The organism is Mycobacterium sp. RTGN6, from assembly GCF_033804605.1.
Taxonomy (GTDB): Bacteria; Actinomycetota; Actinomycetes; order Mycobacteriales; family Mycobacteriaceae; genus Mycobacterium.
The window spans coordinates 1-18,675 of the sequence record NZ_JAPZKZ010000010.1 but is presented as its reverse complement, the minus strand read 5'-3'; the positions used below and the strand labels follow the sequence as shown (position 1 = coordinate 18,675).

Here is an 18,675-nt window from a genome sequence, read left to right as displayed (position 1 = left end):
GTTACGGTCCCCGCGTGACTCGGGGAGTGGTGGGGCTTGTTTTCGTCGTGATCCTTGCTTTGACAGTCGGAATCGCGCCGCGCGCGTCCGCTGACCCCACCCACGACGTCCGCGACCCGAAGTACAACGAGGACGAGTACGCCGAGTTCTACACCCCGCCCGAGCCGCTGCCGCCCGGTAAGCCCGGCGAGCTGATCCGCACCGAGCCGTCGCGACTGGTGCTCGAACCGTCCGGCCAGTTGGGCGCGATCATGGCCACCGGAACGCGAATCATGTACCGCAGCATCGATGCTCGCGGCAACCCCATGGCGGTCACCGGCACCTACTTCGAGCCGTACAACGACTGGCCGGGTCAGGGGCCGCGCCCGCTCATCGTCTACGGTCCCGGCACGCAGGGCCAGGGTGACCAGTGTGCCCCGTCGCGGCAGTTCAACCAGGGCATCCACTTCTCGCCCTACCTGGACTTCGCCTTCAACTACGAGGAACTGTTCGTCGCGACGATGGTCGCCCGCGGCTTCGCCATCGTCATGACCGACTACCAGGGGCTTGGCACGCCGGGGCTGCACACGTACGTCAACCGAGTCGCCGAGGGCAATGCCATGCTCGACGCGGGCCGAGCGGCGATGCTCCTGCCCGATACATCGCTGGATCCGCATGGCCCGCTTGCCTTCTGGGGCTACTCGCAGGGCGGCGGGGCGGCCGCCAGCGCGGCCGAACTTGCGCCGTCGTACGCCCCGGAGCTGCACGTCGTCGGCACGTACGCCGGGGCGCCGCCCGCCGACCTGAAGGAGCTCTTCCCGTACGCGGACGGCAGCGCGCTGGTGGGGGTCGTGGGGTACGCACTCAATTCCGTCATCACCACGTATCCGGAGTTTGCGGACGCCATTCGCGCGACGCTCACGCCACGCGGTGCCGACATGCTCGACAAGGTTCAAGATCAGTGCATCGCCGAGACGATCGCCAAGTTCATGTTCCGTCACCTGCAGCCCTACTTCAACGAGGACGTCTTCGCGCTGGTCGAGCGGGAGCCGTTCAAGACGCTGTTCGACATGCAGCGCATCGGCAAGCTCAAACCGGATTCGCCGGTGCTGATCAACAGCAACCGGTACGACCCGCTGGTCCCGTGGACCGGCGCGAATCAGTTGGGCCGGGACTGGTGTGCGCAGGGCGCCGACGTCGAGTTCCGCACCAACGAGCAGCCGCCGTTCCTCAACAAGTTGGTGGTGAACCACGCGTTGCCGATGCTGGTCGACGGTGAACCCGCGATGCAGTGGATCGCGGACCGGTTCAACGGGCTACCGACCGCGCCCAACTGCGGGACGTTCTGAGCCGACCCGCGCTTCCTCGCTACGCTCGGCGGGTGCTCATCGCGATCGAGGGCGTCGACGGCGCGGGCAAGCGCACGCTGACCGAAGGGCTACGCGCATCGTTCGAAGCGTCCGGCCGCTCCGTCGCGCAGTTGGCCTTCCCGCGCTACAAGCAGTCGGTGCACGCCGACCTCGCCGCCGAGGCACTGCACGGCGAGCATGGAGATCTCGCCCAGTCGGTCTACGCGATGGCCATGCTGTTCGCCCTCGACCGCGCCGGAGCCAAGGACGAGCTCGCGCGGCTGAGGGGCGCCCACGACGTCGTCATCCTCGACCGCTACGTCGCGTCCAACGCCGCCTACAGCGCGGCGCGACTGCACCAGGACGTCGACGGCGACGTCGTCCAATGGGTGCGCGCCCTCGAGTTCGACAGGTTCGCGATGCCCGCGCCGGACTGGCAGGTGCTCCTGGCGGTGCCGACCGAGTTGGCCGCCGAACGTGCCCAACACCGCGCCGCGACCGAAGCCGACCGCGCCCGCGACGCCTACGAACGCGACGATGGACTGCAACGGCGGACCGGCGCCGCCTACGCGGCGCTGGCCGCCCGTGACTGGTGCGGGCGGTGGATCAGCGTGGGCCCAGACGTCGCCGCCGCCGAGCTGGCCCGCACCTTGATGCCCTGATTGGCCGTTCTACCTGGAAAACGCCCGGTGTGGTAACCGAGCTTTATCGCGTTCTGGTGACACCATGGACACCATGAGGCAAAGAATTCTGGTTGTCGACGACGATCCATCGTTGGCCGAGATGCTCACCATCGTGCTGCGGGGCGAGGGATTCGACACCGCGGTCATCGGTGACGGGAGCCAGGCACTGACGGCGGTCCGCGAGCTGCGGCCCGATCTCGTGCTGCTCGATCTCATGCTGCCCGGCATGAACGGCATCGACGTGTGCCGCGTGCTGCGCGCCGACTCGGGGGTGCCCATCGTCATGCTGACGGCCAAGACCGACACCGTCGACGTGGTGCTCGGGCTGGAATCCGGCGCCGACGACTACGTGATGAAGCCCTTCAAGCAGAAGGAGCTCGTCGCCCGGGTCCGGGCCCGGCTGCGTCGCAACGACGACGGTCCCGCCGAGCTGATCTCGATTCACGACATCGAGATCGACGTGCCTGCTCACAAGGTCACCCGGATGGGCGAACAGATTTCGCTGACACCGCTGGAGTTCGACCTGTTGGTGGCGTTGGCGCGCAAACCGCGGCAGGTGTTTACTCGGGATGTGCTGCTCGAACAGGTCTGGGGCTACCGGCATCCCGCCGACACTCGGTTGGTGAACGTGCACGTCCAACGCCTGCGGGCCAAGGTCGAGAAGGATCCGGAGAACCCGCAGGTGGTCTTGACCGTTCGAGGAGTGGGGTACAAGGCCGGACCGCCGTGATCTTCGCCGCTCGGCGGTGGCTGTGATCTTCGGCTCACGGCGACGCATCCGAAGTCGCTCGGCGCCGATGCTGCGAGGCCTCGGCGCCTTGGGTCGAGCACTCGGTTTCGCGTGGCGCCGCTCCCTGCAGCTTCGGGTGGTGACCCTCACGCTCGGGTTGTCGCTCGCGGTCATCATGGTGCTCGGCTTCGTCCTGACCAGTCAGATCACCGACCGCATCCTCGAGGTCAAGGTGCGCGCGGCCACCGAGGAGATCGACAGGGCGCGCAACACCGTCAGCGGCATCGTCGGCGGTGAGGAGACGCGCTCACTCGACAGCAGCCTGCAGTTGGCGCGCAACACACTCATCGATCGCAAGGCCGACTCGGGTGCCGGCCTGGCCGGTGCCTTCGACGCCGTGCTCATCGTGCCCGGCGACGGGCCGCGCGCCGCGACCGCCGCAGGCCCGTCGGATCAGGTGCCCAACACGCTGCGCGACTTCGTGAAGGCCGGCCAGGTCAGTTACCAGTACGCGACCGTGCGCACCGACGCCTTCTCCGGGCCGGCGCTGATCGTCGGCAGCCCGACGTCCTCGCCCGTGACCAATCTCGAGCTCTACCTCATCTTCCCGCTGAACAACGAGGAGAGCACCATCTCGTTGGTCCGCGGCACCATGTTCACCGCCGGCGTCGTGCTGCTCGGTCTGCTGGCGGCCATCGCACTGCTGGTGGCCCGGCAAATCGTGCTGCCGGTGCGGTCGGCGTCGCGGATCGCCGAACGGTTCGCCGAGGGACACCTCACCGAGCGCATGCCGGTGCGCGGCGAGGACGACATGGCCCGGCTGGCCGTGTCGTTCAACGACATGGCGGAGAGCCTGTCGCGCCAGATCACCCAGCTCGAGGAGTTCGGAAACCTGCAGCGGCGCTTCACCTCTGACGTCAGCCACGAGTTGCGCACCCCGCTGACCACCGTGCGCATGGCCGCCGACCTCATCTACGACCACAGCGAGGAACTCGATCCTGCGCTGCGCAGGTCGACCGAGTTGATGATCAACGAGTTGGACCGGTTCGAGACGCTGCTTGCCGATCTGTTGGAGATCTCCCGCCACGATGCGGGCGTCGCGGAGTTGTCCGTCGAACCGGAGGATCTGCGCTTGACGGTGGAGAGTGCGCTCGACAACGTCGGCCATCTGGCCAAGGACGCCGGTGTCGAGATGATCGTCGAGATGCCCGAGGACGCCGTCATCGCCGAGGTGGACGCGCGCCGCGTCGAGCGCATCCTGCGCAACCTCATCGCCAACGCCATCGACCATGCCGAGCACAAGCCGGTGCGTATCCGTATGGCCGCCGACGAAGACACCGTCGCAGTGACGGTGCGCGACTACGGCGTTGGGTTGCGGCCTGGCGAGGAGAAGCTCGTCTTCAGCCGGTTCTGGCGCTCCGATCCGTCGCGGGTGCGGCGGTCGGGCGGGACGGGGCTCGGGCTGGCCATCAGCATCGAGGACGCCCGGCTGCACCAGGGCCGCCTCGAGGCGTGGGGTGAACCCGGCAAAGGGGCAGCGTTCCGCCTCACCCTCCCGCTGATTCGCGGACACAAGGTGACCACCAGCCCGCTGCCGCTGAAACCGATTGGGCCCGACCGGCCGCCGCACCGGCCGGCCCGCGAGCGCGAACCCGCGGGAGACCGCGCGTGACACGCGCGCTTGCGCTGGCGTGGCTGCTGGCGCTCGTGGTCGCACTCGTCGGATGCGCCGGCGTGCCCAGTTCGTCTGCGCCCCAAGCGATCGGCACCGTCGACCGGCCCGCGCCGCCGAGCCTGCCGACGCCAACCCCTGGCATGGACCCCGACGTGCTGCTGCGCGAGTTCCTCAAGGCGACCGCAGACCCCGCCAACCGCCACCTCGCCGCCCGGCAGTTCCTCACCGAGTCGGCGTCGCGGTCGTGGGACGACGCGGGTAGCGCTCTGCTGATCGACCGCGTCGTGTTCGTCGAAACCCGTGGGCCCGATCGCGTTTCGGTCACCATGAAGGCCGACATCCTCGGCTCGCTGTCCGACATGGGGGTGTTCGAGACGGGGGAGGGTGCGCTGCCCGACCCCGGGCCCATCGAGCTCGTCAAGACGCCGGGCGGGTGGCGCATCGACCGCCTCCCCAACGGCGTGTTCCTGGACTGGCAGCAGTTCCAGTCCACCTACAAGCGCTACACGCTGTACTTCGTCGACCCCACGGGCAAGACCGTCGTGCCCGACCCGCGCTACGTGGCGGTGTCGGACCCGGACCAATTGGCCACCGAACTGGTGACCAAGCTCGTCTCCGGCCCGCGGCCCGAGATGGACAACACCGTGCGGAACCTGCTCGGCCCGCCGTTGCGGCTGCGCGGGCCGGTGACGCGCGGCGACGGCGGCAAGACCGGCGTTGGCCGCGGGTACGGCGGGGCGCGCATCGACCTCGAGGGCCTGTCGACCACGGACCCGCACAGCCGGCAACTGCTTGCGGCCCAGCTCATTTGGACGCTGAACCGGGCGGGCGTCAACGGCCCCTACGTCATCAACGCCGACGGCGCCGCGCTCGACGACCGGTTCGCCGAGGGCTGGAATTCCTCCGACGTGGCCGCCACCGATCCGGGCGCGGACCCCGGTGCTGCCGCGGGACTGCACGCGTTGATCGGCGGGTCGCTCGTGTCGTTGGACGGGCAGAAGGCGCCGCGCGTGGCGGGGGCGTTCGGTCAGCTGCCCGATCAGACGTCGGCCACCCTGTCGCGCAGCGGGCAGGAGGTGGCGTCGGTGGTGACGCTGCGTCCCGGCGCGCCCGACATGGCGGCGTCGCTGTGGGTCGGCCCGATCGGAGGTGACGCGGCCCAGGCGCTCGATGGGCGCACGCTGTCGCGGCCGAGTTGGTCGGTCGACGACGCGATCTGGATCGTCGTCGACGGCAACAACGTGGTGCGCGTCATCCAGGAGGCCGCCTCCGGTCAGCCGGCGCGCATCCCCATCGACTCCATCGCCGTGCAGACCCGATTCCCAGGAGCCATCAACGAATTGGCGCTGTCGCGGGACGGGACGCGCGCCGCGATGGTCATCGAGGGTCAGGTCATCATCGCCAGCGTCGAGCAGACGGCGGGTGGCCAGTACGCGCTGACCTACCCGCGCCGGCTCGGCTTCGGGCTCGGGAACACCGCGGTGTCGCTGTCGTGGCGTACCGGCGACGACATCGTCGTCACGCGCACCGACGCCCAGCACCCGGTGTCGTACGTCAACCTCGACGGGGTGAACTCCGACGGTCCCAGCCGCAACCTGCTAGCCCCGGTGGCGACGGTGGCGGCGAACCCGTCGACGGTCTACGTCGGCGATCAGCGTGGGGTGCTTCAGCTTTCGGGGTCGGCCGCCGAGGACGACCTGATGTGGGTGGAGGTCCGGCCGCTGATGGTGGCCGGTGCGATGCCGGTGCTGTCGGGCTAATCGTCGTTCGGCGGTCAGGAATGGGTGGCTTGCGCGGCCCGCTGCCGATCGATGAACTTGATCGACATGCGTTGCAGCAGACCGGGTGCGAACCGGGCGAACCGCCACGCGGTCCGGGCCTGACGCGGCCACACCAGCAGGGCCTTGTTCCGTTCGATGGCGGTCAAGGTGTCGCGCGCCAGGTCGTCGGCGGACGAGAACGTCTCGCTGCGTTGACCCATCTTGTAGTAGTCGCGGCCGACGAACCCGCCGAGCTCACCCTTGTCGAGGATCGGCGTCTCGACGGCGGTCGGGCAGATGGCCAGCACGCCGACGCCGCGCCCGGCGGCCTCCGAGCGCAACGCCAGGGAGAGCCCGACGACGGCGTGCTTGCTCATCACGTAGCTGGTGATCTGACCCGCGGCGGCGAGCCCGGCCATCGACGCGGTGTTGACGATGTGGCCGTGGCCCTGTTTCACCATTAGGGGGTAGGCCGCGGCCACCCCGTGCACGACACCGCGGATGTTGACGTCGATGATCGCGTTCCACTGGTCGAGCGTCAGCAGTTCGGTGTCCCCGCCCCAGGTGATGCCCGCGTTGTTGAACATCAGGTCCAGGCGCCCGCTTCGGTCCGCCACCTCGTCGACGCACGCCTGCACGGCGGCCGCATCGGTGACGTCCAGGCGCGCCGACCGGGCACCGAGCGGCTCAGCCGTACGGGCCGCGGCGTCGCCGTCGACGTCGGTGCACACCACGTCGGCCCCGGCTGCGGCCAGTGTGCGGCACAGTGCCGCGCCGATGCCCGACCCCGCGCCCGTGACGATGGCCTGCTTGCCGATGAACGTCGTCACGCCGTACCCATCAGCTTCTGCAGCGCACCCATCACGTCGGGGTAGCGCAACATGTGGGCGCCACCGTTGATGTCGAGTACCTCGCCGGTGAGCCACGGCGCCTTCGTGATGTAGAGGATCGCCTCAGCGATGTCCTCGGGCGTCCCGGTGCGACCCAACACGGTGTTCTCGGTGTACCCCTCGATCGTGCCGGGCACCATCGCGGCGCCCTCCGTGAGCGGGGTCAGCACGAAGCCCGGTGCGACGGCGTTGACCCGGATGCCGCGCGTGGCGAACTCCATGGCCGCCACCTGAGTCAACATCGACAGCCCGGCCTTCGCGGCACAGTAGGCGCTCATGCCCGCCGCGGGCTGGCGGGCGTTGAGCGACGAGATCCACACCAGCGAGCCGTTGTCGCGCAACGCCCTGCCCGCGTACTTGGCGACGATCAGCGACCCGGTCAGGCACACGTCGACGACGGACCGGAACTGGTCGACCGGCATGTCGACGATGAGGCTGATGTTGGAAAACCCTGCGGTGCAGACCACGACGTCCAGCGGTCCGGTCCGCTCGAACAGTGCGGCCACGGACTCCTCGTCGGTGACGTTCACCTCATCGCCGACGTGTGGGGTGCCGAGCTCCGCCGCCCGCGCCGCCGCGCCGTCGGCATTCAGGTCGGCCACGATGACGCGGTTGCCGTCGCCGGCGAGCGCCTTGGCCGTCGCCCAACCGATTCCCGATGCGCCGCCGATGACGAGCGCCGTTGCCCCGCCTCCGTTGTCCACCACTAGAGCCTCCACGATGAGTCCGCCGTCAACTGACATGCCAACTGTAAGGGATTCGGCACGGCGCGGTGTCGGTGCGCGCGAACACACTGAGCCCGTGCTGCTCGACCTTGTCCTGCCCCTGGAGTGTGGCGGCTGCGGGGCACCGTCGGTCCGGTGGTGCGATGCGTGCGCCCGCACGCTGACCGTCCACTCGGACCAACCCATGCTCATCACGCCGCGCATCGATCCCGGCGTGCCCGTCTTCTCCCTAGGACGTCACGTCGGCGTGCGACGGGCGGCGATCATCGCGGTCAAGGAGCGGGGGCGCAGCGAGCTCGCCCACCCGCTCGGGCTGGCGCTCGGCGGGGGACTGCGCCAGCTCGTCGCGTGGGGCATCGTCGTCACCCCGGTCACCGTCGTCCCCGGACCCACCAGGCGTTCCGCGGCTCGCCGTCGTGGCGGAGATCCGGTGACGAGGTTGGCGCGCGCCGCGCAGGTGCCCGGCACCGCCGTCGTGCAGGCCCTCGCGTTGCGGGCCTTCACGCGCGACTCCGTCGGGCTGACGGCCGGGCAGCGGCAGGCCAATATCGCCGGGCGGGTGCGCGTGCGAAGACCCGTCTCGGGCGAGGTCGTGCTCGTCGACGACGTCGTCACGACGGGGGCTACCGCCGACGAATCTGTCCGTGTCCTGCAAACATCCGGGGCGCGGGTGGTCGCGGTCCTTGCGATCGCACACGCTTGACCCGGCTGCAGCGCACAAAACATGTCACCGCGAGATCAAACTGAAATGAAGAACTCGCGACTGGTCTGCGAAATTGGTGGCACAGGCGGGTGAACACGGACTACCGTCGGTGCCAACCACCCGTGAGTGCCTCACGGCGGCACTGAGTCAACTCGGAGCCACATCGCCTGACCGCGGTAGGAGGTGAGTTCTCGACACCTTGCGCCGGTGGGCGGCGAATTGCAGAAATCCCGTCGGCGCGTTTCCCGACCAGTCGGCATGCCTCTAGGCGTGCGCCGCGAAGAGAAACGAGTTGCCAAGTATGTCAAGTAATTCCGTGCAAACAAGCCAATCGACCATGGTCGTCGAGGACGAAGCACCCGTAGCCGCGCCACGCGCCGAGGTCGTCGTCAAGGGCCGCAACGTCGAGATTCCCGACCACTTCCGCATCTACGTCTCCGAGAAGCTGACGCGCCTCGAGCGCTTCGACCGCACCATCTACCTGTTCGACGTCGAACTCGACCACGAACGCAACAGACGCCAGCGGAAGAACTGCCAACACGTGGAGATCACGGCGCGAGGTCGGGGCCCGGTGGTGCGCGGGGAGGCCTGTGCGGACAGTTTCTACGCGGCCCTGGAAGGGGCGGTCTGCAAACTCGAGAGCCGGCTGCGTCGCAGCAAGGATCGCCGCAAGATCCACTATGGCGACAAGACGCCGGTCTCGGTCGCCGAGGCCACCAAGGTGATCGCGCCCGAAGCCTTCCTGCCCCCGGCTACGACCGACGAACTCTCCGCAAGCACCAACGGCCTGGCCGGCGAACACGAACCGGGCCACATCGTGCGGACCAAGGAACACCCCGCCAACCCGATGACGGTCGACGACGCGCTCTACGAGATGGAACTCGTCGGCCACGACTTCTTCCTGTTCCACGACAAGGAGTCCGACAAGCCCTGCGTCGTCTACCGAAGGCACGCCTACGACTACGGCCTGATTCGCTTGGCCTAAATCTGTGCGAGCAGACGCAAAGCCCCTCCTATCGCGAGAACGAGGGGCTTTTGCGTTTGGTCGTGCGGTGAAATCGGGCTCTACGGTTAGTCACCTACGATGGATCGCGAAGAACACTCCACTACACAGGGGAAATCAACGTGCTGTCGAAGTTGCTCCGTCTTGGTGAAGGCCGCATGGTCAAGCGCCTCAAGAAGGTCGCGGACTATGTGAACAGCTTGGCCGACGACATCGAGAAGCTGTCCGACGCCGAGCTCCGCGCCAAGACCGACGAGTTCAAGAAGCGCGTCGCCGACGGCGCCGAGCTCGACGACCTGCTGCCAGAGGCGTTCGCGGTGGCCCGTGAGGCGGCGTGGCGGGTGCTCGACCAGCGGCCGTTCGACGTCCAGGTGATGGGTGGCGCGGCGCTGCACTTCGGCAACGTCGCGGAGATGAAGACCGGTGAGGGCAAGACCCTGACCTGCGTGCTGCCCGCCTACCTCAACGCGCTCAACGGCAAGGGCGTGCACGTCGTCACCGTCAACGACTACCTCGCCAAACGCGACAGTGAGTGGATGGGCCGGGTGCACCGCTTCCTCGGTCTCGACGTCGGGGTGATCCTCGCCCAGATGACGCCCGACGAGCGTCGCGTCGCCTACGCCGCCGACATCACCTATGGCACCAACAACGAGTTCGGCTTCGACTACCTGCGCGACAACATGGCGCACACGGTGGACGACATGGTGCAGCGCGGGCACCCCTTCGCCGTCGTCGACGAGGTCGACTCCATCCTGATCGACGAGGCCCGGACCCCGCTGATCATCTCCGGCCCCACCGACGGCGCGTCGAACTGGTACGTCGAGTTCGCCCGGCTCGCTCCGCTCATGGAGAAGGACGTCCACTACGAGGTCGACATCCGCAAGCGCACCATCGGCGTGCATGAGGTCGGCGTCGAATTCGTCGAAGATCAACTTGGCATCGAGAACCTCTACGAGGCCGCCAACTCGCCGCTTGTCAGCTACCTCAACAACGCCATCAAGGTGAAGGAACTGTTCCTCCGCGACAAGGACTACATCGTCCGCGACGGCGAGGTGCTGATCGTCGACGAGTTCACCGGCCGAGTGCTGATCGGCCGCCGCTACAACGAGGGCATGCACCAGGCCATCGAGGCCAAGGAGCACGTCGAGATCAAGAACGAGAACCAGACGCTCGCCACGATCACGCTGCAGAACTACTTCCGCTTGTACAAGAAGCTCTCGGGCATGACGGGTACCGCGCAGACCGAGGCCGCCGAGCTTCACGAGATCTACAAGCTCGGCGTGGTCTCCATTCCGACCAACCGGGAGATGGTCCGCACCGACCAGTCGGACCTGATCTACAAGACCGAGGAAGCCAAGTACATCGCCGTCGTCGACGACGTGAGCGAGCGCTACGAGAAGGGCCAGCCCGTCCTGATCGGCACCACCAGCGTCGAGCGCTCGGAGTATCTGTCGAAGCAGTTCACCAAGCGGCGCATCCCGCACAACGTGCTGAACGCGAAGTTCCACGAGCAGGAAGCGAACATCATCGCCGAGGCCGGCCGCCGAAGTGCGATCACGGTCGCCACCAACATGGCGGGCCGCGGTACTGACATCGTGCTGGGCGGCAACGCGGACTTCCTCGCCGATGTGCGGCTGCGCGATCGAGGGCTCGATCCGGTGGAGACGCCCGAGGACTACGAGGCCGCCTGGGACGAGGTGCTCCATCAGATCAAGGCCGAGGTCGAGGAAGAGGCCAAGGAGGTCCGCGAGGTCGGTGGGCTCTACGTGCTCGGCACCGAACGGCACGAGTCGCGCCGCATCGACAACCAGCTGCGCGGCCGCTCCGGCCGCCAGGGCGACCCGGGTGAGTCCCGGTTCTACCTGTCGCTGGGCGACGAGCTGATGCGCCGGTTCAACGGCGCCACCCTCGAGTCCCTGCTGACCCGACTCAACCTGCCCGAGGACGTGCCCATCGAGGCCAACATGGTCACCCGGGCCATCAAGAGCGCACAGACGCAGGTCGAGCAACAGAACTTCGAAGTGCGCAAGAACGTGCTCAAGTACGACGAGGTGATGAACCAGCAGCGCAAGGTCATCTACAACGAGCGCCGTCTGATCCTCGAGGGCGAGGACGTCGCCGACCAGGCCCACAAGATGCTCGTCGACGTGGTCACGGCGTACGTCGACGGTGCCACCTCGGAGGGCTACTCCGAGGACTGGGATCTCGAGGCGCTGTGGTCCGCGCTCAAGATGCTCTACCCCGTCGGCATCGACCACCACGACCTCATCGACAACGACGCCGTCGGCGAGCCCGGTGAGCTGACGCGCGACGAGTTGCTTACCGCGTTGGTCGAGGACGCCGAGGCGGCCTACAAGGTGCGGGAGGCCCAGCTTGCGGAGATCGGCGGCGAGGACGCCATGCGCCAGTTGGAGCGCAGCGTGCTGCTCACCACCGTCGACCGCAAGTGGCGCGAGCACCTCTACGAGATGGACTACCTGAAGGAGGGCATCGGGCTGCGTGCGATGGCGCAGCGCGACCCGCTGGTCGAGTACCAGCGCGAGGGGTACGACATGTTCATGGGAATGCTCGACGCACTGAAGGAGGAGTCGGTCGGGCTCCTGTTCAATGCACAGGTCCAGGCCGCCGCACCGGCGGTGGCACCCATGGCCGCCCCGCCCAACCTCGCCCAGTTCGCGGCCGAGGCCGCCGCCAAGGCGCAGGAGGCCAGCCGCGGTGGCGCGGTGGTCACCGATGAGCGTGCCCCCGAGCCTGCTGCCGCCGCGGCCCCAGCGGCGTTGCGGGTCAAGGGAATCGACGACGAGCAGGCGCCGCCGCTCACCTACAGCGGACCGTCGGAGGACGGGTCGGCGCAGGTGCAGCGGGAGGGCGCGGCGAAGCACACGGTGCCGCCCGCCAGCCGTCGGGAGCGTCGCGAAGCGGCCCGCAAGCAGAGCCGCACCGGCGGTCCGCGGGCCCGCCGGGGTTAGTCACTGCGCCGCCGTCATCCGAGCTGCAGCGCCACCACGCGCCAGCGGCCTGCGACCACCTCGATGCGCCCGGCCAGCGCGTGCACGCGTGCGCCCCTGGTGAACGAGCCGAACAGTTCGGCCGCCGTCGCCTCCCCGTCGACCACCTCTGCGGTGCGTACCCGCACCCGGCGCAGGACGGCTGCACCCTCCTTGGACGGCGTGCGGCTCAGTGCGACGACGGCGTCGACGAGTGGTGCCGTCAGCAACGGGCGCAGCGCGGCGATCGGCCTGCGCCTGTCCGACACCTCGAGGACGCGGCGTAGTGCCGCGTCGGCGAAGACGGCGGCGGCTCTCGGTGGCGGCAGTTCGCGAACGGCGTGACCGTAGAGCACCGGACGCAGCGGGCGCGGCGTGCGGCGATGCAGCGCGGCGGGCGTCGGGGGAGGGCACGGAGGCGGGGGACCGCCAAGCGGTGGTGGCTCGTAGTCGACGATCGGCGAGACGAAACGGGATGCGGTCACGGCTGCTCCAGCGGGTCGGACGAACGGAACGAATCTGCTGGAGAGGGACAGACTTCCTTCATGATCGCACGCCCGAAGGACACTCCGACGCACCCGTGATGCGGGCGCCAGGATTCGACCGTTACCGTGACGGGGTCGTAAGAGCGGCATCGCACACAGGGGAGGGGCGGCGGCGTCATGGTGACCAGGTTGTCGGCGTCGGACGCGGCGTTCTATCACCTGGAGAACACGGCGACCCCCATGTACGTCGGGTCGCTGTCGATCCTCCGCAAGCCGCGCAACGGGCTGAGCTACGAGACGCTGCTCGCCACCGTCGAGCGCCGGCTGCCCCAGATTCCGCGTTACCGCCAGAAGGTGCGGGAGGTCGCGTTCGGCCTCGCGCGACCCGTGTGGATCGACGACCGCGACTTCGACATCACCTACCACATCCGGCGGTCGGCGCTGCCGTCGCCGGGCAGCGACGCACAACTGCACGACCTGGTGGCACGGCTCGGATCGCGTCAGCTCGACAAGTCCCGGCCACTGTGGGAGATGTACCTCGTCGAGGGCCTGGCGAAGAACCGGATCGCCGTCTACACGAAGACGCATCAAGCATTGGTCAACGGCATGACGGCGTTGGAGGTTGGACACGTCATCGCCGACCGGACGCAGAAGGCGCCGGTGTTCGGCGAGGACATCTGGATCCCGGCGCGGGAACCCAGTGACACCCGACTGGTGGTGGGCGCCGTCGGCGAGTGGATCGCGCGTCCCGGCGTGCAGCTGGCCGCGGTCCGCTCTGCGGTGTCCAACACGAGTCAGCTGGTCGACGTCGGACGGCGACTGGCCGACGTCGCCAAGACGGTCGCGCGGGGCACCGCACCGAACAGCCCGCTCAACACCACGGTGTCGCGCAATCGCCGGTTCGCCGTCGCATGCCACCGGCTCGAGGACTACCGCGGGCTTCGGGCGCGCTACGACTGCGACGTCAACGACGTCGTGCTCGCGGTGGTGGCTGGGGCGCTGCGCAATTGGCTGATGTCGCGCGGCGAGCCGGTCACGTCGACGTCGACGGTGCGGGCGATGGCGCCGATGTCGGTCTATCCCGACGGCGAGCTCGACGCGACCGGGCCGGGGCAGGCGATCAGCGAGGTGTCCCCGTTCCTCGTCGACCTGCCCGTCGGGGAGGGCAATGCGGTAGTGCGGCTCTCGCAGATCGCGCATGCCACCGAGTCGGTGTCGACCGCGGCCAGCCTCGTCGACGCGCGTACCATCGTCACGCTATCGGGGTTCGCGCCACCGACGTTGCACGCCATGGGAACTCGCGTCGCGACGAGCTTTTCGGCCCGACAGTTCAACGTGTTGATCACCAACGTGCCCGGTGCGCAGAAGCAGATGTACCTCGCGGGCACGAAGCTGCTCGAGACATACGCCGTGCCACCGCTGCTGAACAACCAGGTGCTGGCGATCGGCGTGACGTCCTACAACGGCATGCTGTATTTCGGCATCAACGCCGACCGTGACGCGATGAGCGACGTCGACGTGTTCCCCACGCTGCTCGCCGAATCGCTCGACGAGCTGCTCGAGGCCGCCAGATAGCCGTCGGCGCCGCGACGCTCGACGGGTGAAGTCGAGCCCGCGGCACTACGATTCGTGCGATGAGCAGCACGAAGTCGGAGCGCGAGCCCAAGTCGAAGCGCAAGAAGGTCAAGTCGAAACTCCCCAACGACGTCTACGAGGCCGAGTTATTCCGTCTCCAAACGGAATTCGTGAAGTTGCAGGAGTGGGCGCGGCATACGGGCGCACGCATCGCGGTCATCTTCGAGGGGCGCGACGCCGCGGGCAAGGGCGGCACCATCAAGCGCATCACCGAGTACCTCAGCCCCCGGGTAGCCAGAATCGCCGCGCTGCCGGCGCCCACTGACCGCGAGCGCGGTCAGTGGTACTACCAGCGCTACATCGCGCAACTGCCCTCGAAGGGCGAGATCGTGCTCTTCGACCGGTCCTGGTACAACCGGGCCGGCGTCGAGCAGGTCATGGGATTCTGTACGCCGCAGGAACATACGTTGTTCCTGCGCCAGACCCCGGTGTTCGAGCAGATGCTTCTCGAAGACGGGATCCTGTTGCGCAAGTACTGGTTCTCGGTGTCAGACGACGAGCAATTGCGCCGGTTCAAGTCCAGGATGAACGACCCGGTCCGGCAGTGGAAGCTCAGCCCGATGGACCTGGAGTCGGTCTATCGCTGGGAGGACTATTCGCGGGCCAAGGACCAGATGATGGTGCATACCGACATCCCCCAGAGTCCGTGGTACGTCGTGGAGTCTGACATCAAGAAGCACGCCCGGCTGAACATGATGTCGCACCTGTTGTCCACGATCGACTACCAAGAGGTCGAGCTTCCGAAGGTGGAGCTGCCGGAGCGGCCGATCCTCAGCAAGAGCTACGAGCGGCCGCCGCGTTCGCTTTCTACCTACGTCGACGACCATGTGTCGACGCTGACGGGTGATCCCGAGTAGGCCAGCTACCCTCGGCTGGTGCGCGTCTACGTTCCGGCCACGCTGGCCATGTTGCAGCGGCTCGTCGCCGACGGCTCGATGCACGCGCGCAGCGGTACCGCCTTCGCGGTGACGCCGACGCTGCGCGAGTCATACGCCGAGGGCGCCGACGACGAGCTCGCCGAGGTGGCGTTGCGCGAGGCGGCGCTGGCGTCGCTGCGGCTGATGGCGGGCGAGCCGGCAGGCGACTTGCCTCCGCGCCGGGTGGTGCTCGAGGCCGAGGTGTCGGGTGCGACGGCGCGACCCGACCTCGACGACGCCGTCGTGCGGCTCGCGGGACCGATCGGCCTCGCCGACGTCGTCGCCGCCTACGTGGACAACGCGGCAGCCGAAGCGGCGGTGGTGGCGGCGCTTGAGGTGGTCGACTCGGCGGATCTGGGCGACGAGGACGCCGAGCTCACCGTCGGTGACGCCCAGGACCACGACCTGGCTTGGTACGCCACGCAAGAACTCCCGTTCTTGCTGGAACTGCTCTGACCGTTGGGCCAGGAGCCGCAAGTTACGGTACCGTAGGTTAGCGCGTTGGGGCCCCAGACTTCGGCCCCGAAACTCCACTACATCGCAGTCGCGAGCAGGAAGCTGTCATGGCAAAGAACGAAATCAAGGTTTCGGCAAAGGTCGTCGACACCGTCCGTCCGTCCGTTGCGGTCGGCGCCAAGCAGCACCCGGTGTGGAAGACAATGCGCTCGATCGCCGAGCGGGTGACCACGCCGCTGCTGCCCGACGACTACCTCAAGCTCGCCAATCCGCTGTGGTCGGCCCGCGAACTGCGTGGCCGGGTGGTTGAGGTGCGCCGCGAGACCGTCGACTCCGCGACGCTGGTCATCAAGCCGGGCTGGGGATTCGCCTTCGACTACGACCCCGGCCAGTACGTCGGTATCGGCGTACTCGTCGACGGACGCTGGCGGTGGCGGTCGTATTCGCTGACCTCCAGCCCGATACGGGGTTCGCGAACCATCACCATCACGGTCAAGGCCATGCCGGAGGGCTTTCTTTCCACGCACCTGGTCGGCGGCGTCGCACCGGGCACCATCGTGCGGTTGGCCGCTCCGCAGGGCAACTTCGTCATGCCGAACCCAGCTCCTGCGTCGGTGTTGTTCCTCACGGCGGGATCGGGAGTCACCCCGGTGATGTCGATGCTGCGCACGCTGGCCAAGCGTGATCAGGTAGGCGACATCGTCCACTTGCATTCGGCGCCAACGGAATCCGACGTCATCTTCGCAAAGGAGCTGACGGAGTTGGCGCAGACGCACGCCAGCTATCGGCTCCAGGTGCGGGCGACCAAAACCCAGGGTCGGCTCGACTTGTCACGCCTCGCTGACGAGGTGCCGGACTGGCAGACGCGCCAGACGTGGGCGTGCGGGCCTGCGGCCATGCTGGACGACGCTCATCGACTGTGGTCGGCCGCGGGTGTGGACGAGCTACTCCACCTCGAACGTTTCGCGGCCTCACGCGGGAAGGTGCGGGGCACCGGCGGCACCGTCACGTTCGAGCGCAGCGGCAAGACCGCGAACGCCGACGCCGCGACGTCGCTGATGGACGCGGGGGAGCAGGTAGGCGTGCAGATGCCGTTCGGGTGCCGCATGGGCATCTGCCAGTCGTGCGTCGTCGGACTGCTCGACGGCCACGTCCGCGACCTACGCACCGGTGTCGAACACGAACCAGGCAGTCGCGTACAAACGTGTATTTCCGCAGCTTCTGGCGATTGTGTGCTCGACGTCTAGGGTTTACTGCCAGGTAACCTACGGCAACGTAGGTTACGGTAGCGTAGGTAAGGAAAGGAGGCTGACCGATGGCAATCACTGACGTACCGGAATTCACGCATCTGACTGATGCGGACATCGAGAATCTGGGAAACGAGCTCGATGCGATCCGACTGGACATCGAAGACTCCCGTGGTGAGCGCGATGCGCGCTACATCCACCGCACCATCGCCGCTCAACGAGCGCTCGAGGTGGCTGGCCGGCTGATGCTGGCCGCTGGCTCGCGCCGATCGGCGTGGTGGGCAGGCACCGTGACGCTGGGCATCTCCAAGATCGTCGAGAACATGGAGATCGGCCACAACGTCATGCACGGCCAATGGGATTGGATGAACGATCCCGAGATTCACTCCTCGACGTGGGAGTGGGACATGAGCGGCGCCTCCAAGCACTGGCGGTTCACGCACAACTTCATGCACCACAAGTACACCAACATCCTCGGCATGGACGACGACGTGGGCTACGGCGTCATCCGGGTCACCCGCGATCAGCGCTGGAAGCCGTTCAATCTCTACGGCAACCTGCTGTTCAACACGCTGCTTGCGATCGGCTTCGAATGGGGAGTCGGCTTGCAGCACTTGGAACTTGGCAAGATCTCCAAGGGCCGCGACGACCGCAAGGCCACGCTGATCCGCGTGCGCGAGTTCGGGGTCAAGGCCGGCCACCAGGTGGCCAAGGACTACGTCGTGTGGCCCGCGCTGACGGCTCTGTCTCCTGGCGCGACGTACAAGTCGACGTTGAAGGCCAACGCGGTCGCCAACGTGATCCGCAACGTCTGGGCGAACGCCGTGATCTTCTGCGGCCACTTCCCCGATGGCGCAGACAAGTTCACCAAGACGGACATGGTCGGCGAGAGCAAGGGCCAGTGGTATCTGCGCCAGATGCTCGGCAGTGCCAACTTCGAAGCGGGCCCAGGGCTGCGCTTCATGAGTGGCAACCTGTGCCACCAGATCGAGCATCATCTGTACCCGGATCTGCCGAGCAACCGGTTGCACGAGATCTCCAAGCGGGTGCGCGAGGTGTGCGACAAGTACGACTTGCCTTACACCACTGGCTCTTTCCTGATCCAGTACGGAAAGACGTGGCGCACCATCGCCAAGCTGTCGCTGCCGGACAAGTACCTCAGCGGCACCCGCGACGATGCGCCGGAGACCCGCAGCGAGCGCATGTTCGACGAGCTCCCAGCCAGTGAGCGGCGAGGGCTCAAGTCGGCCGTCGCTGCAGTGCGTGCCCGGCGCCGCGAAAAGCGCCGCGAGCTCGCCGTCTAGTTCATTGACATAGCGCTCAGGGCGTAGTGCACTCGCCTTGAACTCAAGCGGTGGCTGCAACGTATGCGGACGGGTTTGAGAGTAGTCGGTCGAGTTCTTCGGCCGGGGTGCGCCATTTGTAGCGTTCGCGGGGGCGGGCGTTGAGTT

At 67.6% G+C, this 18,675-nt stretch carries 16 protein-coding genes; 13 read left to right on the top strand and 3 right to left on the bottom strand.

What is annotated here, in order from left to right:
* Nucleotides 1-14 precede the first annotated feature (14 nt).
* The 5 genes from SLQ33_RS23365 to lpqB all read left to right on the top strand — a co-directional run bounded on the left by SLQ33_RS23365 (nt 15) and on the right by lpqB (nt 6,176).
* Complete coding sequence (locus SLQ33_RS23365; protein WP_413467754.1) at nt 15-1,328, top strand: lipase family protein; 1,314 nt, start codon at nt 15-17, stop codon at nt 1,326-1,328.
* 32 nt (nt 1,329-1,360) lie between these two features.
* Nucleotides 1,361-1,990, top strand: coding sequence for a dTMP kinase (locus SLQ33_RS23360; RefSeq protein ID WP_319456269.1), 630 nt, complete (start codon nt 1,361-1,363; stop codon nt 1,988-1,990).
* A 64-nt stretch (nt 1,991-2,054) separates the two neighbouring features.
* Nucleotides 2,055-2,741, top strand: a complete 687-nt coding sequence (gene mtrA, locus SLQ33_RS23355; RefSeq protein ID WP_319456268.1) for a two-component system response regulator MtrA — start codon at nt 2,055-2,057, stop codon at nt 2,739-2,741.
* Between the two features lie 22 nt (nt 2,742-2,763).
* Entirely contained in the window at nt 2,764-4,413 is a 1,650-nt protein-coding gene (gene mtrB / locus SLQ33_RS23350; protein ID WP_319456267.1) for an MtrAB system histidine kinase MtrB, read from the top strand.
* Nucleotides 4,410-6,176, top strand: a complete 1,767-nt coding sequence (gene lpqB, locus SLQ33_RS23345) for an MtrAB system accessory lipoprotein LpqB (protein ID WP_413467755.1) — start codon at nt 4,410-4,412, stop codon at nt 6,174-6,176. Before mtrB ends, lpqB begins: the two co-directional genes overlap by 4 nt.
* 14 nt (nt 6,177-6,190) lie before the next feature.
* Here the strand turns inward: lpqB and SLQ33_RS23340 are convergent, their stop codons facing one another.
* Nucleotides 6,191-7,006, bottom strand: a complete 816-nt coding sequence (locus SLQ33_RS23340; protein ID WP_319456266.1) for an SDR family oxidoreductase — start codon at nt 7,004-7,006, stop codon at nt 6,191-6,193.
* Entirely contained in the window at nt 7,003-7,809 is an 807-nt protein-coding gene (locus tag SLQ33_RS23335; RefSeq protein WP_319456265.1) for an SDR family NAD(P)-dependent oxidoreductase, read from the bottom strand. Before SLQ33_RS23335 ends, SLQ33_RS23340 begins: the two co-directional genes overlap by 4 nt.
* A gap of 61 nt (nt 7,810-7,870) precedes the next feature.
* Between SLQ33_RS23335 and SLQ33_RS23330 the strand changes: the two genes are divergently transcribed.
* The 3 genes from SLQ33_RS23330 (at nt 7,871) to secA (ending at nt 12,466) form a co-directional block, all read left to right on the top strand.
* A complete protein-coding gene (locus SLQ33_RS23330) occupies nt 7,871-8,494 on the top strand; it encodes a ComF family protein (RefSeq protein ID WP_319456561.1) in 624 nt (207 codons plus the stop codon).
* Between the two features lie 337 nt (nt 8,495-8,831).
* Nucleotides 8,832-9,479 (top strand): ribosome hibernation-promoting factor, HPF/YfiA family, encoded by a 648-nt coding sequence (gene hpf / locus SLQ33_RS23325; protein ID WP_319456560.1) that lies wholly within the window; start codon nt 8,832-8,834, stop codon nt 9,477-9,479.
* A gap of 140 nt (nt 9,480-9,619) precedes the next feature.
* Nucleotides 9,620-12,466, top strand: coding sequence for a preprotein translocase subunit SecA (gene secA, locus SLQ33_RS23320; protein ID WP_319456264.1), 2,847 nt, complete (start codon nt 9,620-9,622; stop codon nt 12,464-12,466).
* A 14-nt stretch (nt 12,467-12,480) separates the two neighbouring features.
* Here the strand turns inward: secA and SLQ33_RS23315 are convergent, their stop codons facing one another.
* Nucleotides 12,481-12,969, bottom strand: coding sequence for an Rv3235 family protein (locus SLQ33_RS23315; protein ID WP_319456263.1), 489 nt, complete (start codon nt 12,967-12,969; stop codon nt 12,481-12,483).
* Nucleotides 12,970-13,146: 177 nt separating this feature from the next.
* Between SLQ33_RS23315 and SLQ33_RS23310 the strand changes: the two genes are divergently transcribed.
* From SLQ33_RS23310 to SLQ33_RS23290, 5 genes are all read left to right on the top strand, one after another.
* On the top strand, nt 13,147-14,544 hold the full coding sequence (locus SLQ33_RS23310) for a wax ester/triacylglycerol synthase family O-acyltransferase (protein ID WP_319456262.1): 1,398 nt from the start codon (nt 13,147-13,149) through the stop codon (nt 14,542-14,544).
* Nucleotides 14,545-14,603: 59 nt separating this feature from the next.
* The gene (gene ppk2, locus SLQ33_RS23305) at nt 14,604-15,461 is read left to right on the top strand and encodes a polyphosphate kinase 2 (RefSeq protein ID WP_319456261.1); all 858 of its coding nucleotides are present in this window, start codon (nt 14,604-14,606) and stop codon (nt 15,459-15,461) included.
* Nucleotides 15,462-15,476: 15 nt separating this feature from the next.
* Nucleotides 15,477-15,977, top strand: a complete 501-nt coding sequence (locus SLQ33_RS23300; protein ID WP_319456559.1) for a DUF6912 family protein — start codon at nt 15,477-15,479, stop codon at nt 15,975-15,977.
* 107 nt (nt 15,978-16,084) lie between these two features.
* Entirely contained in the window at nt 16,085-17,224 is a 1,140-nt protein-coding gene (locus tag SLQ33_RS23295) for a ferredoxin reductase (RefSeq protein WP_319456260.1), read from the top strand.
* Between the two features lie 68 nt (nt 17,225-17,292).
* Nucleotides 17,293-18,528, top strand: a complete 1,236-nt coding sequence (locus SLQ33_RS23290; protein ID WP_319456259.1) for a fatty acid desaturase — start codon at nt 17,293-17,295, stop codon at nt 18,526-18,528.
* The last annotated feature ends 147 nt before the right edge of the window (nt 18,529-18,675 follow it).

Bases quoted from the DNA above. Each gene is read 5' to 3' on its own strand.
- mtrA (WP_319456268.1), top strand. From the start codon at position 2,055: ATGGACACCATGAGGCAAAGAATTCTGGTTGTCGACGACGATCCATCG.
- SLQ33_RS23335 (WP_319456265.1), bottom strand. From the start codon at position 7,809: ATGTCAGTTGACGGCGGACTCATCGTGGAGGCTCTAGTGGTGGACAAC.
- hpf (WP_319456560.1), top strand. From the start codon at position 8,832: ATGGTCGTCGAGGACGAAGCACCCGTAGCCGCGCCACGCGCCGAGGTC.
- SLQ33_RS23310 (WP_319456262.1), top strand. From the start codon at position 13,147: ATGGTGACCAGGTTGTCGGCGTCGGACGCGGCGTTCTATCACCTGGAG.
- ppk2 (WP_319456261.1), top strand. From the start codon at position 14,604: ATGAGCAGCACGAAGTCGGAGCGCGAGCCCAAGTCGAAGCGCAAGAAG.
- SLQ33_RS23295 (WP_319456260.1), top strand. From the start codon at position 16,085: ATGGCAAAGAACGAAATCAAGGTTTCGGCAAAGGTCGTCGACACCGTC.
- SLQ33_RS23290 (WP_319456259.1), top strand. From the start codon at position 17,293: ATGGCAATCACTGACGTACCGGAATTCACGCATCTGACTGATGCGGAC.